The sequence below is a fragment of the Lysobacter sp. H23M47 genome, from assembly GCF_015209765.1.
In the GTDB taxonomy this organism is placed as follows: Bacteria; Pseudomonadota; Gammaproteobacteria; order Xanthomonadales; family Xanthomonadaceae; genus Novilysobacter; species Novilysobacter avium.
Genome location: NZ_CP063658.1, coordinates 593,089 through 605,871 on the forward strand (window position 1 = coordinate 593,089; position 12,783 = coordinate 605,871).

The 12,783-nt window shown below is 68.6% G+C and carries 14 protein-coding genes; 9 read left to right on the forward strand and 5 right to left on the reverse strand.

Translation table 11 applies throughout. From position 1 onward, the window contains the following. Window positions 1-84: 84 nt before the first annotated feature. From INQ43_RS02610 to thiL, 5 genes are all read left to right on the forward strand, one after another. Window positions 85-699 (forward strand): riboflavin synthase, encoded by a 615-nt coding sequence (locus INQ43_RS02610; protein ID WP_194037034.1) that lies wholly within the window; start codon window positions 85-87, stop codon window positions 697-699. Then, entirely contained in the window at window positions 696-1,811 is a 1,116-nt protein-coding gene (ribB, locus tag INQ43_RS02615) for a 3,4-dihydroxy-2-butanone-4-phosphate synthase (protein WP_194037035.1), read from the forward strand. Before INQ43_RS02610 ends, ribB begins: the two co-directional genes overlap by 4 nt. Before the next feature lie 69 nt (window positions 1,812-1,880). Next, window positions 1,881-2,348, forward strand: a complete 468-nt coding sequence (gene ribH, locus INQ43_RS02620) for a 6,7-dimethyl-8-ribityllumazine synthase (protein WP_194034997.1) — start codon at window positions 1,881-1,883, stop codon at window positions 2,346-2,348. Next, window positions 2,345-2,806, forward strand: coding sequence for a transcription antitermination factor NusB (gene nusB, locus INQ43_RS02625; protein ID WP_193985894.1), 462 nt, complete (start codon window positions 2,345-2,347; stop codon window positions 2,804-2,806). Before ribH ends, nusB begins: the two co-directional genes overlap by 4 nt. A gap of 68 nt (window positions 2,807-2,874) precedes the next feature. Then, window positions 2,875-3,900, forward strand: a complete 1,026-nt coding sequence (thiL, locus tag INQ43_RS02630; protein ID WP_194037036.1) for a thiamine-phosphate kinase — start codon at window positions 2,875-2,877, stop codon at window positions 3,898-3,900. A gap of 33 nt (window positions 3,901-3,933) precedes the next feature. On the opposite strand, the gene INQ43_RS02635 is transcribed toward thiL, so the two are convergent. The 3 genes from INQ43_RS02635 to yedA all read right to left on the reverse strand — a co-directional run bounded on the left by INQ43_RS02635 (window position 3,934) and on the right by yedA (window position 6,800). Beyond that, window positions 3,934-4,419 (reverse strand): asparaginase domain-containing protein, encoded by a 486-nt coding sequence (locus tag INQ43_RS02635; protein ID WP_193985896.1) that lies wholly within the window; start codon window positions 4,417-4,419, stop codon window positions 3,934-3,936. A 128-nt stretch (window positions 4,420-4,547) separates the two neighbouring features. After that, on the reverse strand, window positions 4,548-5,774 hold the full coding sequence (locus INQ43_RS02640; protein ID WP_194037539.1) for an MFS transporter: 1,227 nt from the start codon (window positions 5,772-5,774) through the stop codon (window positions 4,548-4,550). Between the two features lie 99 nt (window positions 5,775-5,873). After that, on the reverse strand, window positions 5,874-6,800 hold the full coding sequence (gene yedA, locus INQ43_RS02645; RefSeq protein WP_194037037.1) for a drug/metabolite exporter YedA: 927 nt from the start codon (window positions 6,798-6,800) through the stop codon (window positions 5,874-5,876). A 215-nt stretch (window positions 6,801-7,015) separates the two neighbouring features. Here yedA and INQ43_RS02650 point away from each other — a divergent pair, with 215 nt between their 5' ends. Both INQ43_RS02650 and INQ43_RS02655 read left to right on the forward strand, forming a co-directional pair. Then, window positions 7,016-8,059 (forward strand): NADP-dependent oxidoreductase, encoded by a 1,044-nt coding sequence (locus tag INQ43_RS02650; RefSeq protein ID WP_194037038.1) that lies wholly within the window; start codon window positions 7,016-7,018, stop codon window positions 8,057-8,059. 106 nt (window positions 8,060-8,165) lie between these two features. Next, window positions 8,166-9,770 carry a M20/M25/M40 family metallo-hydrolase gene (locus tag INQ43_RS02655; RefSeq protein WP_194037039.1) on the forward strand — a complete coding sequence of 535 codons (1,605 nt, stop codon included), beginning with the start codon at window positions 8,166-8,168 and terminating at the stop codon, window positions 9,768-9,770. A 46-nt stretch (window positions 9,771-9,816) separates the two neighbouring features. On the opposite strand, the gene INQ43_RS02660 is transcribed toward INQ43_RS02655, so the two are convergent. Together INQ43_RS02660 and wrbA are read right to left on the reverse strand one after the other, a co-directional pair. Continuing rightward, window positions 9,817-10,185 (reverse strand): DUF2069 domain-containing protein, encoded by a 369-nt coding sequence (locus tag INQ43_RS02660; protein ID WP_228062599.1) that lies wholly within the window; start codon window positions 10,183-10,185, stop codon window positions 9,817-9,819. After that, the gene (wrbA, locus tag INQ43_RS02665; RefSeq protein WP_194037040.1) at window positions 10,182-10,772 is read right to left on the reverse strand and encodes an NAD(P)H:quinone oxidoreductase; all 591 of its coding nucleotides are present in this window, start codon (window positions 10,770-10,772) and stop codon (window positions 10,182-10,184) included. The genes INQ43_RS02660 and wrbA overlap by 4 nt, the downstream gene beginning before the upstream one ends. Before the next feature lie 102 nt (window positions 10,773-10,874). Here wrbA and INQ43_RS02670 point away from each other — a divergent pair, with 102 nt between their 5' ends. Next, window positions 10,875-12,143: a YihY family inner membrane protein gene (locus tag INQ43_RS02670; protein WP_194035003.1), complete on the forward strand. Its 1,269-nt coding sequence runs from the start codon at window positions 10,875-10,877 to the stop codon at window positions 12,141-12,143. Then, complete coding sequence (locus tag INQ43_RS02675) at window positions 12,143-12,778, forward strand: TlpA disulfide reductase family protein (RefSeq protein WP_194037041.1); 636 nt, start codon at window positions 12,143-12,145, stop codon at window positions 12,776-12,778. Before INQ43_RS02670 ends, INQ43_RS02675 begins: the two co-directional genes overlap by 1 nt. The last annotated feature ends 5 nt before the right edge of the window (window positions 12,779-12,783 follow it).

Genomic DNA, 12,783 nt, shown 5'->3' on the forward strand with positions numbered 1-12,783 from the left:
TCTACGCGGGAAACGATCCATGTCCAGAGCTGCCTATTTCCTTCGCCGTCCCTGTTCCTGCGTTGTGCAGCGGGAGGCGCGCTGATGTTTACCGGCATCATTGAAGGCGTCGGCCGCATCGCGGCGCGCGAGGCCGTCGGCGGTGACGCCCGGCTCACCATCGAGGTCGGCTCGCTGGCGTTCGACGCGGTGGCGCTGGGCGAGAGCATCGCCGTCAACGGCACCTGCCTGACCGTGGTCGAGTTTGACGCCGACTCCTTCCAGGCCGACGCATCCACCGAAACGCTCGCCCTGACCACCCTGGGCCGACTGGCCGTGGGCGCGCCAGTCAACTTGGAGCGTGCGATGCGTCCGACCGACCGCCTCGGCGGCCACATGGTCAGCGGCCACGTCGACGGCGTCGGCGCGGTCGCGGCGATCACCGACGATGGCCGCGCCCAGCGCTGGCGGTTCACCGCGCCGATGGATCTGATGCGCTACATCGCCCGCAAGGGCTCGATCTGCGTGGACGGGGTCAGCCTGACGGTGAACGAGGTCGATGCGAGCGGTTTCGCGGTCGCGCTGGTGCCGCACACGGTCTCCCACACCGCCTTTGCCGCCACCCACGTGGGTGACGCGGTCAACCTGGAAATCGATCTGGTGGCGCGCTATGTCGAGCGCCTGCTGGGCCATGCCGACGCCAACGGAGCCACGTCATGAGTTTCGCCCCCATTCCCGAACTGCTGGAAGAAATCCGCGCCGGCCGCATGGTCGTGATCGTCGATGACGAGGGCCGCGAGAACGAAGGCGACCTGATCATGGCCGCCGAGCTGGTCAGGCCGACCGACATCAACTTCATGGTCACCCATGCGCGCGGACTGGTTTGCCTGTCGCTGACGCGCGAGCGCTGCCGCCAGCTGGGCCTGCCGCCGATGGTCCGCGACAACACCTCCCAGCACCACACCAACTTCACCGTCAGCATCGAGGCCGCCGAAGGTGTCACCACCGGCATCTCGGCCTACGACCGCGCACACACGGTGCGTACCGCGGTGCGGCCGGACGCCTCGGCCAGCGACCTCAACCAGCCCGGCCACATCTTCCCGTTGCAGGCGCAGCCCGGCGGCGTGCTCAGCCGCGCCGGCCACACCGAGGCGGCCGCCGACCTGGCGATGATGGCGGGCATGGAGCCGGCCGGGGTGCTGGTGGAGATCCTCAACGCCGACGGCACCATGGCCCGCCGCCCGGAGCTGGAGGTGTTCGCCGCCGAGCACGGCCTGAAGATCGGCTCCATCGAGGACCTGATCCGCTACCGGCTGGAAACCGAGCACACCGTGGAGCGCGTCGATTCGCGCACGATCCAGACCGAGCACGGCCCGTTCCAGCTGATGAGCTACCGCGACCGGCTGAGCCATGGCCTGCATTTCGCCCTGACCCTGGGCGAGGCGGATCCGACGGTGCCCACGCTGGTGCGCGTGCAGGTGCAAAATCCGCTCGCAGACGGACTGCGCTGGCGGCGTGCGGACTTCGGTCCGGCCGTCGGCGACGTGCTTGCCGCGATCGCCGCGGCGGGTCGCGGCGCGCTGGTGCTGCTGGAGGATCGCGCCGACACCGACGCCTTGCTCGCGCGCATCCGCCATGCCGCCGACCAGGCGCCGCCGCCGGCCAGCGAAGGCGAGACGCTGCACGAGTGGCGCCGCAACGGCGCCGGCAGCCAGATCCTCGCCGACCTGGGGCTGGGCCGGCTGCGGGTGATGGGCACGCCGCGCAAGCAGGTCGGCCTGGCTGGCTTCGGCCTGGAGGTGGTCGAGTACGTCGACGCCGGGCCGCGCTAACCCGGCCCGCGCTAAACTGTCCGGTCGCGCAGCAGCGCGATGCCGCTCCCCTACAAGGCGTTCGTTCCCATGTCCCATATCGAAGGCGACCTGCGCAGCCCCGACGGCGCGCGTTTCGCGATCATCGCCAGCCGCTGGAATCCCCGCATCACCGACAGCCTGGTCGAGGCGGCGCGCGCGGCGTTTGCCGAGCACGGCGTCACCGAGGACGCCGTCGACGTGGTGCGGGTGCCCGGCGCGTGGGAGATCCCGGTCACTGCGCGGCAGCTCGCCACCGCCGGCAAACATGCGGCGATCGTGGCCTTGGGCTGCGTGGTGCGCGGCGACACACGCCACTACGAGCAGGTCGCCGATGGCTGCTCGGATGGCCTGATGCGCGTCGCGCTGGATACCGGGGTGCCGGTCTGCAACGGCGTGCTGGCGGTCGAACGCCATGAGGATGCGCAGGCACGCGCCGGCGGCAACCACGGCAACAAGGGCGAGGAAGTGGCAATGGCAGCGCTGGAAATGAGCAACCTGATGGAGCGCCTGGCATGAACCAGCGTCGTCGTCCCGGTGGCATCGATCCGATCGGCCGTTCACGCGCGCGCCGGCGTGCGCTGCAGGCGCTCTACGCGTGGCAGATGTCGGGTTCCCGCGCCAACGAGATCGTCAGCCAGTTCGCCCATGAACAGGCCCGTGAGGTCGCCGACCTGGCGTACTTCGAGGACCTCGTGCATGGCGTGGCCAAGCACCGCGCGGAGCTCGACGACAGCCTGGCGCCTTTCCTGGACCGGGAGATTGGCCTGGTCGATGCCATCGAACTGGCCGTGCTCCGGATCGCGGCCTACGAGCTGCAACACCGCCCCGACGTGCCCTACCGCGTGGTCATCAACGAGGCGATCGAGTCGGTCAAGCGCTTCGGCGCCGAGCACGGCCACACCTACGTCAATGGCGTGCTCGACCATGCCGCCGCGCAGTGGCGTGCGGTGGAAGTCGGCGCGTCCCGGCGCTGAGACGCGAACGCACCGGCGCCGGGGCCGGGGGCCGGTGCGACCCGTTCGCAGTCGAGGGAGGAGGGCGCATGGCCGAGTTCGACCTGATTGAGCGGATCCGCTCGCGCGCGCCTTCCCGCGCGGACATCGTGCTGGGCGTCGGCGATGACGCGGCGGTGGTGCGGGTGCCGCCGGATCGCGAGCTGGTCATCTGTACCGACACCCTGAATGCCGGCGTGCATTTTCCGCTGGACACCGCGCCGTTCGATATCGGCTGGAAGGCATTGGCGGTAAACCTCTCCGATCTCGCCGCCATGGGCGCGCAGCCCGCCTGGTGCACGCTGTCACTGTCGATGCCCGGCGATGATCCAGCCTGGCTGGACAGCTTCCTGGACGGTTTCCTGGCGCTTGCCGGGCAACACGGCATCGCGCTGATTGGCGGCGACACGACCCGCGGACCGTTGTCGATCGGCGTGACGGCGCATGGGTTGGTGGAGCCGGGCCGCGCCCTGCAGCGTGGGGGCGCGCAGATGGGGGACGACATCTGGGTCAGCGGCACCCTCGGCGATGCTGCGGCCGCGCTTTGGCTGATGGGTAACGCCGGTGTAGGTGCAACTGCAGACGGTCGCAGGAACCCCAAACCCGCGCTGGCTGCGCCGCCGACGCAGCGTGCCCACTCCGGGCATGGTGAAACACTGCGCGAGCGTCTCGACCGGCCGCAGCCGCGCGTGACCGTCGGCCTGGGCCTCGTCGGGATCGCCCACGCAGCGATCGATATCTCCGATGGGCTCTGGTCCGACCTGGGCCACGTGTGCACGGCAAGCGGACTGGGCGCACTGGTCGAGGTGGACGCGCTGCCTGCTTCGGCCAGCCTTTCACAGGGATTTGCCGCAGAAGACCGGCGCACGCTGCAGGCGTCTGGCGGAGACGACTACGAGCTGTGTTTCACTGCCCCCCCGAGTTCGCGCGCGCAGGTGGAGGCGCTGGAGCTGCAGAGCGGTACCGCGCTGACCCGCATCGGCCGCATGGTCGCAGGCACCCAGGTGGCCGGCGTCGACGCCGAGGATGCTCCTTGGGTGCCCGAACGCACGGGTTGGGTGCATTTCTCCGACTGAGGCGGCGCGGCCGATGCGCCCTCGCTCAAACGCTCAGAGCGGCTCGAACCGGTTGGCGTCGACGTTCTTGCGCACGTGCGCGGGATCCCAGATGCGGCCGTTCATGGCGATGTGCACGCCCCCGGGCAGCGACTGCACCGCGCCCACGGCAGTGCCGATATTGAACACCGCATCGGAGCCGTGAAAGCGCGCCGGGTTGAGGGCGCCGGTCAACACAATCGTCTTGCCCTCGATGCCGGCCAGGACCTTGGCCGTTTCCACCATCGAATCGGTGCCGTGGGTCACCAGCACGTGGCGGAGGTCCTGCGCGGCGATGGTCGCGCGGATCAGCTCGCGGTCGCCGTCGTCCAGGTGCAGGGAATCCTTGCGCAGGATCGGAATGACCCGATAGCGGAAAGCCACGCCCAGCTCCTCCAGGATGCGGCCGATCTGCGGCTCGCCGATCTGGTAGTCCGACTTGTCATCGAAGTAGATCTTGTCGATGGTGCCGCCGGTGGTGACGATGCAGAGCTGGTCCATGGAACATCCGGGCTGGAGGTGACCGCCGATTATAGGCGTGGCCCACGCACGTGGCTTTCGTCCGGCGTGATGCCGCGCGACCGCAGGCCACATTCCGCGGTCCGGATCAGGCAATCAGGATCGGGCAATCAGGCCTCGGCCTGCTCGCTGTCGGTTTCCGGCAGCAGTTCCAGCGCTGATGGGGTCGTTCGCAGCATGGCGTGGAACTGGGCCGGATCCTCGCGGTCGCGCTGGCGCACAAGGCGGCGTCCCCCCACCACCACCGCCAGCAACAACAACGTCACGGCAAAGAAGCCGGGCAGCGCCTGCGGTCCCAGTCGGGCCATCAGCGTGCCGGCAACCGCGGGGCCAATCGCCGAGCCGATGCCATTGAGCAGCAGCAGGCTGCTGCAACCGGCCAGCACATGTTCGTTGGGCAGGTAATCCAGCAGATGGGCGACGCTGACGGGATAGACGGCGAACAGCAGCCCGCCGAATCCGAAGAACAGGCTCAAAAGGAGCCAGCGGTTGGCGCCCCCGCTCATCATGATCAATCCCGCCAGCACCGCGGCCAGGGTGCAGATCAGGACCAGCGCCGTGCGGCGGTCGCCACGGTCGGAAAGCCGTCCGATCGGCAATTGCAGCAGTGCGCCGCCCAGAATGGTGACGCTGACCAGCGCGGACACGCCTGCCAGGTCCATGCCGATGCCCGTGGCATACACCGCGGCCATGCCCCAGAACGCGCCCAGCGCCAGCCCGCCCAACAGCGCGCCGGCGCTTGCCGCCGGGGCCAGGCGGTACAACTGCGGGAGTTGCAGGTGCACGCTGGCCGGCGTGTCGGGCTGCACCATGCGGCTGGCCGTCACCGGTAGCGCTGCCAGGCAGATCAGGATCGCCACCAGGCTGAAGGGCACGAACAGCAGCGGCGAGAACAGGCCCAGCAGCCATTGCCCTGCCGCCAGCCCGAACAGGTTGATCGCCATGTAGGTCGCGAAGATGCGGCTGCGCTGCTCAGGTGCAGCGGATGCGTTGAGCCAGCTCTCGATCACCGTGTAGAGGCCGACCAGCGCGACCCCGCTGAGCAAACGCAGGACCGCCCAGGTCCACGGTTCCACCACGATGGGGTGCAGCAGCACCACGATGGCGCACAGGCACGCGTAGAACGCGAATGAGCGGATATGACCGATGCGCCGGATCAGTTTGGGCGCGGCGAAGGTGCCAAGGAAGAAGCCGCCGAAGTACGCCGACATGATCAGGCCGACGACCTGATCGTCCCAGCCCTCCAGCCCGCCGCGCACGGCGACCAGGGTGCTCAGCAGCCCGCTTCCGGCCAGCAGCAGGGCAACGCCGATAAGCAGGGACAGCAGGGGCCGTATGGCGGAAATCAAGACGCTGGCACAACCCGACCGCGGAAGGCCGTCCACGCTAGCACAGGGATTCGCAGCGCTCCGTTCCCTCGTGCCGGCGCGTTCCGCTCAGGCCCGTCGGCGTTGCCGGGCCAGGGTGATGACCGCCACGCCCACGAGGATGATCGCCATGCCGGCAAGATCGAACGGTCCCACCGTCTCGCCCACCAGCAGCACGCCAAGCAGGACCGCCACCGGCGGATTGACGTAGGCGTAACTGGTCGCCACCGCCGGCCGCGCATGCTTGAGTACATACAGATAGGCGCTGAAGGCGAGGATCGACCCGAACACCGCCAGATAGGCCAGGGCCAGGGTGGCCTTCAGGCTGGGGTGGGCAGGCAGGGTCTCGCCGCTGACGAAGCCGACCGCCAGCAGGGCGACGCTGGCGCACAGCATCTGCGCCGCGGTGTTCATCGGTCCGGCCGGCATGTCCTGGCGCCGGCTCCACACCGACCCGAATGCCCAGCACGCCGCGGCGGTCAGCAGGGCAAGGGCGCCAATGGCCTCGCCCGACAGCCCGCTACCGGTGTTGAGCACGACAACGCCGGTGAAGCCGACCAGCAGACCGACCGCTTCCCGGCGCGTCGGCCACTGTCCGTAGATGGTCCCGAACGCCGCCGCAAACAGCGGCATGCTGGAGACCGCGACTGCCGCGATCCCCGAGCTGACCCGCTCTTCGGCAAAGCAGACCAGGCCGTTGCCGAAGCCGAGCAGCAGCACGCCGGTAATCGCCGCGTTCCGCCACTGCAGCGGCGTGGGCAACGCGTGCCCGCGCCAGCGCAGGAATCCGAACAGGAGCACGCCGGCGGCGGTGAAGCGCAGTCCCGCCAGCAGGAACGGCGGATAGCTCTCCAGCGCGTAGCGGATCCCCAGATAGGTGGATCCCCAGACCACGTACAGGGTCAGCAGCGCGAGCGGTATCAATACCTTGGGCTCCAGCACGCCTGCGGGCAGGGCAGGCGACGCCGGCGCTTTGGTGACAGGGGGTGTGGGCATGGAAGCAGGTCGTCAGGAGGACGCGCATTATCCGCTCCCGGGGCGGGCCGGCACGAGTGCCACAAGCCATTCCCCCCGTCCGCACGCGGTCCCGGCCGGCGTCGTCAGGTCGAATGAACACACCAGGCGCTAACGTTGGGGCTTGCCGTTTTCCGGCTGCCCGCGTTGAGCGTTCGCCGCGCGCGAAAGTCGGCTGGATCCCAAAGGAGTACCCCATGAGCACCCCCACCATCAACCGCCAGGTCACCCTGGCCTCGCGCCCGGTCGGCGCGCCCGTCGCCGCCAATTTCAAGACCGTTGAGACCCCGATCCCCACGCCGGGAGAGGGCCAGGTCCTGCTGCGCAACATCTATCTGTCGCTGGATCCTTACATGCGTGGGCGCATGAGCGATGGCCCGTCGTATGCCGCCCCGGTCGGGATCGGCGAGGTCATGGGCGCCGGCACCGTGGCGCGGGTGCAGCAGTCCAACCATCCCGACTATGCCGCCGGCGACCTGGTGCTGGCACAGGGCGGCTGGCAGGAATACGCGCTGGTGGACGCCAAAGCCGTCAATCGGCTGGATCCGGACATGCAGCAGCCCTCGCTCGCACTGGGGGTGCTCGGCATGCCCGGCTTCACGGCCTACATGGGCCTGCTCGACATCGGCCAGCCAAAGGCCGGCGAGACCGTAGTCGTGGCTGCCGCCAGCGGTGCGGTCGGCTCGGTCGTGGGCCAGATCGCCAAGCTCAAGGGCTGCCGTATCGTCGGCATCGCCGGTGGGCCCGAAAAGTGCCGTTATGTGATCGAAGAGCTGGGTTTTGATGACTGCATCGACCACCGCGCGGATGATTTTCCGCAGTTGCTCAAGGCCGCCTGCAGCGACGGCATCGACGTCTATTACGAGAACGTCGGCGGAGCGGTGTTCGATGCGGTCCTGCCGCTGCTGAACGCCAAGGCGCGTATTCCGCTGTGCGGCCTGATCGCGCACTACAACGACACCGAGTTGCCGCCCGGGCCGGACCGCCTCGGCCTGCTGACCCGCACCCTGCTCAGCAAGCGCATCAGGATGCAGGGCTTCATCATCTTTGACGACTACGGCGACCGCTACGGCGAGTTCCTCGCCGAGATGGGCGAGTGGGTCCGCCACGGCAAGATCAAGTATCGCGAGGACATCGTCGACGGTCTCGAAAATGCCCCCAAGGCCTTCATCGGCATGCTGGAAGGCGACAACTTCGGCAAGCTGGTTGTGCGCATCGCGCCGGACACCGCGTCGGGTTGAGCCATTCGCCAAGCGCCGCTGCGCGTGCATGACTATTGGCCGGCGAAGACCCGCCGGCCGCTCCCTAGACTCGGGTCCTCGATATCGATCCGCGCAAGGGGATGAAGTGATCAAGCGTTGCTTGTTGGTGCTGTGCCTGGGGATGAGCGGTGTCGCCATTGCCCAGGAGCCGGTCGACCTGGACATGGTCGGCAAGATCCGTCAGGAGGCGTTCCATCGCTCGCAGGTGATGGCGACCTTCAGCCACCTGACCGAGTCGATCGGGCCGCGCCTGACCAACTCCCCGCAGATGGCGGAGGCGAATGCCTGGACCCGCAGCCAGCTCACCGACTGGGGCCTGGCCAACGTCCACGACGAAGCGTTCGACGATTTCGGCCGCGGCTGGGAGTTCAGCGACGCCAGCGTGCAGATGCTCAGCCCGCGCGTCGCGCCCCTGCACGCCCTGCCCAAGGCATGGACGCCGGGCACCAACGGTCCGGTCGAAGGCGAGGTGATGCTCGTCACCATCAAGAAGACCGAAGACCTGGAGAAGTACAAGGGCAAGCTGAAAGGCAAGATCCTGCTGCTGAGCGAGGCGCGCGAGTACAAGCCCGGCGAGAAGCCGACGTTCCACCGCCACGACGATGCGGGCCTGGGCGAGCTGCAGGCGTTCGAGATCCCCAGGGACAAGGGCCGGGACAAGGAAGACAGCCGCGCCGAGCGGGTCAGGAAATACACCGAGCGGGTGGCGCTGACCAAGGCGACCAACGAGTTTTTCGTCGCTGAAGGGGTGCTGGCCACGCTGAGCATCAGCGGCTGGGACAACGGCATCATCCGCGTCGGCGGCGGTGGTTCGCGCAAGGCGGACGAGTCGGTCGGCGTGCCCGAGCTGGCGATGGTGGCCGAGCACTACAACCCGCTGGTGCGCGCGGTCGAGGCAGACCGCCCGGTCAAGCTGCGGATCAACGTCGCCGCACGCTTTACCGACGAGACCGACCAGCCCGGCCACAACACCATCGCCGAGATTCCCGGCCGTGGCCGCAAGGCGGGTGAGATCGTCATGCTCGGCGCGCACATGGACTCCTGGCACACCGGTACCGGCGCGGCCGACAACGCCGCCGGCGTGGCGGTGATGATGGAGGCGATGCGCATCCTCAAGGCCGTGGGCGCCCAACCGGACCGCACCATCCGCATCGGCCTGTGGAGCGGCGAGGAGCAGGGGCTGATCGGCTCACGCGCCTATGTCGAGCGTCATCTGGCGTCCTATCCGGAGCCTACCGACCCCGAGCAGAAGGCCCTGCCGGGCTCGCTGCGTGACCCGACCGGTCCGCTGCAGAAGAAGCGCGACTACGGGCGCTTCTCCGCCTACTTCAACATGGACAACGGCTCGGGCCGCTTCCGCGGCATTTACGCGCAGGAGAACCTCGCCGCGGTGCCGATCTTCGAGGCCTGGCTGGCCCCGTTCCATGATGTCGGCGCGACCACCGTGTCCACGCGCAATACCGGCAGCACCGACCACATCGCGTTCGACGCCGTGGGGCTGCCCGGCTTCCAGTTCATCCAGGACCGGCTGGACTACTTCAGCAACGTCCACCACAGCCACCTGGACACCTGGGACCACATCCAGCCCGAGGACCTGAAGCAGGCTGCCGCGATCGTGGCGTCGTTTGCCTGGCACGCGGCGACGCGCGACGAACCGCTGCCGCGCAAACCATTGCTGGAAAACGACTGACTGAAACGCCTGGGCCGGGACCCGCATCCACCGCGGGTCCCGTCGCTCAGCCGCGCTTGCGGCCGCCGAAGCGACCCCTCAGCCCGGGCAGGTTGGCGGCAAAGATGATCACCAGCGCCAGCGCGGTTTCCAGCAGCGCGTAGCCCAGCTCAGGCGGCCGGGTCCAGGCAACCATGATCCCGTGGCTGAACCACGCCAGCGCCAGCACCGAACCCCAGTAGCCGGCCGTGCGTGCGCCAGCAAGTTTTGCCACGCCCAGCAGCAGCGGCGGGGCGACGAATACCAGCAGCGCCACGACGTCGCGGGTCGGCCAATCGGCTGCCGGCCAGAACCACACGCAGAACAGGGCGCCCAGCGCGATCAGGGCGGCGGCCAGCGTCCAGTCCGTGGGCGTCCGCGCGGCCGGCTCGCTCACGCCAGCTTCCTGGCGAACATCGCCATGCGCCGGCCCAGCGCGCGGGCGAGATGCGCCTCGTCCTCACTCGGTCGCGGGTCATCCTCCGCGCCGCCCACGTGACTGGCGCCATACGGCGTGCCGCCGGTGCGCGTCGTGCTCAGGCGCGGCTCGGTGAACGGGATGCCGACGATCACGCAGCCGTGGTGCAGCAGCGGCACCATCATCGTCAGCAGGGTCGACTCCTGGCCGCCGTGCATCGTCGATGAGGAGGTGAAAACCGCCGCCGGCTTGCCCACCAGCAAGCCGCTGGCCCACTGCGCGCCCAGCCTATCGAACCAGTGCTTCATCGGCGCGGCCATGTTGCCGAACCGGGTCGGGCTGCCAACCACGAGACCGGCGCACTCTTCCAGGTCGCGCGCCTCCACGTAGGGCGCACCGTCGTCGGGCACCGGCGGCGCAGCGGTAGTGGTAACCGCGGCCACGGGCGGCACGCAGCGCAGGCGCGCGTTCATGCCGTCCACCTCGCCGATGCCACGGGCGATCTGGCGGGCGAGCTGCGCCACTGCGCTGTTGCGGCTGTAGTACAGCACCAGGATGTCGGCCATCGTGTTGTCGGATCCCCGAAGTGGAAGCCGCCAAGGATAGAGGATGCGGCCGACGCGGCTGCTGCCACCGAGATCCGGCCCGCGTGGGTTAACCTCCACACGATGGAGCCACTGGACTCGATCAACCAATGGGGTGAACGCATACGGGACCGGGCGAGGGTGCGCGCGTTCCTGCGTTTCCTCGGCCGGCGCGTGCTCGACGACAACCTCTTCCAGGCCGCCGGCGCGCTGTCATACACGACCGTGTTCGCCCTGGTGCCGTTGTCGATGGTGGTGTTCGGTGTACTGTCGGCGTTTCCGGTATTCGCCGATTGGACCGAGCGCCTGAGCGACTACGTGTTCTCCAACTTCGTGCCCTCCGCGGCGCGCTCGGTGGAGGAGTACCTGCTGCAGTTCTCCGGCAACTCCGGGCAGTTGACCAGCGCCGGCATCGTGGTCCTGGTGGTGTCGCTGCTGATCACCCTCAACGGCGTGGAAACCGCGTTCAACCGGATCTGGCGGGTCAAGGCCGCGCGACCGCAGTTCAGCCGGTTCCTGGTTTATTGGACCGTGTTGACACTGGGCGCGATCCTGGCCGCCGCGAGCCTGGCGATGTCGGCGCGGATCTTTGCCCTTGCCGTGTTCGAAACCAGCGCGGGGCATGTGCTGCAAAGCATGATGCTGCGGTTTGCGCCGATGTCGCTGGAGCTGCTGGCGTTCGCGGCGATCTACCGCGTTGTGCCGCACCGCACGGTGCAGTGGCGTCACGCACTGGCTGGCGGCCTGCTGGCGACCTGCGCGTTCGAGCTGGTCCGCTGGGGGCTAGGCGTGTACCTCGGCACCTTCACCAGTTACTCGCGCATCTACGGGACGCTGGCCTTCGTGCCGATCTTCATGATGTGGATCTTCCTCAGCTGGGTGGCAGTGCTGATGGGTGCCTCCCTGGCGTCCTCGATGGCGGCCTTCCGCTACCAGCCGGTGGCCATGCGCCTGCCCGAGGGCTACGAGATGTACGGGCTCCTGCGCCTGTTGGGACGGTTCAACGAGGCGCGCGAGCACGGCCGCGGCCTGCACATCGACGACATCCTCACCATGGAGCCGATCATGACCGACGCCCTGGCCCAGGAAATGCTCGAGCAACTGCGCGAGATCAACGTCGTCCACCGCGCCGAGGACGGCCAGTGGCTGCTGTCGCGGGATCTGGACGCGCTTTCCCTGGGCGAGCTCTACGAGGCCTGCCAGCTGCGCATTCCCATCGCCGAGGCACGCATACCGTGCAGCGACGACCCGCTCGGCCACTCCGCCGTGGCCGCGCTGGACGAGCTGCGCCTGCCGCTGCGCGAGCTCCTGAAGCGCCGCGTTTCCAGCATCCAACCCGAGGAGAGTTCCTGATGCGTATCGCTGCTGCCGCCGCGGTGCTGGCCGTACTTTTGCTGGGCTGCCAGCCTGCCGATCGCGATGCGGAGGCGGATCGTGCGGGCGCGGCGCCGGTAGCCGGTGCCGGACAAGCCGATCCGACCGCCGCCCCGGCGATATCGCCCGACCTTGCAGATTCGGGTGCTCCGGGAGAGTCGGGCAAAGCCCTGCGTCCAACGCTGGTGGTCAGCACTCTGGACGGAAGCGAATACGACCTCGCCGCGCACCGCGGCAATTGGGTTCTGGTGAACTTCTGGGCGACCTGGTGCAACCCGTGCCTGAAGGAGATGCCGGAGCTGTCGGCCCTGGCGGCGATGCGCGAGGACATCGAGGTGGTCGGTCTGGCCTACGAGGCCATCCAGCCGGCCGAGATGAAAGCCTTCCTGCTCAAGCACCCGGTGACCTACCCGATCGCGATCCTCGACACCGCCAATCCGCCGGCGGATTTCGACGAACCGCGCGGGCTGCCGATGACCTGGCTGATCGCGCCCGACGGGCGGGTCGAACGCAAGATGATGGGCCCGGTTACCGCCGCGGAAATCGAGGAGATGATTGCGGCGTCAAGTGCCGGTTCCGCCGGGACCGCTCCCGATGGTGCCGGGGCTGGCTGAGCGGA

Coding starts and splice junctions, on each gene's coding strand:
- nusB (WP_193985894.1), top strand. CDS start 2,345: ATGAACCAGCGTCGTCGTCCCGGTGGCATCGATCCGATCGGCCGTTCA.
- INQ43_RS02635 (WP_193985896.1), bottom strand. CDS start 4,419: ATGGACCAGCTCTGCATCGTCACCACCGGCGGCACCATCGACAAGATC.
- thiL (WP_194037036.1), top strand. CDS start 2,875: ATGGCCGAGTTCGACCTGATTGAGCGGATCCGCTCGCGCGCGCCTTCC.
- INQ43_RS02670 (WP_194035003.1), top strand. CDS start 10,875: ATGGAGCCACTGGACTCGATCAACCAATGGGGTGAACGCATACGGGAC.
- INQ43_RS02610 (WP_194037034.1), top strand. CDS start 85: ATGTTTACCGGCATCATTGAAGGCGTCGGCCGCATCGCGGCGCGCGAG.
- INQ43_RS02675 (WP_194037041.1), top strand. CDS start 12,143: ATGCGTATCGCTGCTGCCGCCGCGGTGCTGGCCGTACTTTTGCTGGGC.
- wrbA (WP_194037040.1), bottom strand. CDS start 10,772: ATGGCCGACATCCTGGTGCTGTACTACAGCCGCAACAGCGCAGTGGCG.
- ribB (WP_194037035.1), top strand. CDS start 696: ATGAGTTTCGCCCCCATTCCCGAACTGCTGGAAGAAATCCGCGCCGGC.
- ribH (WP_194034997.1), top strand. CDS start 1,881: ATGTCCCATATCGAAGGCGACCTGCGCAGCCCCGACGGCGCGCGTTTC.
- INQ43_RS02650 (WP_194037038.1), top strand. CDS start 7,016: ATGAGCACCCCCACCATCAACCGCCAGGTCACCCTGGCCTCGCGCCCG.
- yedA (WP_194037037.1), bottom strand. CDS start 6,800: ATGCCCACACCCCCTGTCACCAAAGCGCCGGCGTCGCCTGCCCTGCCC.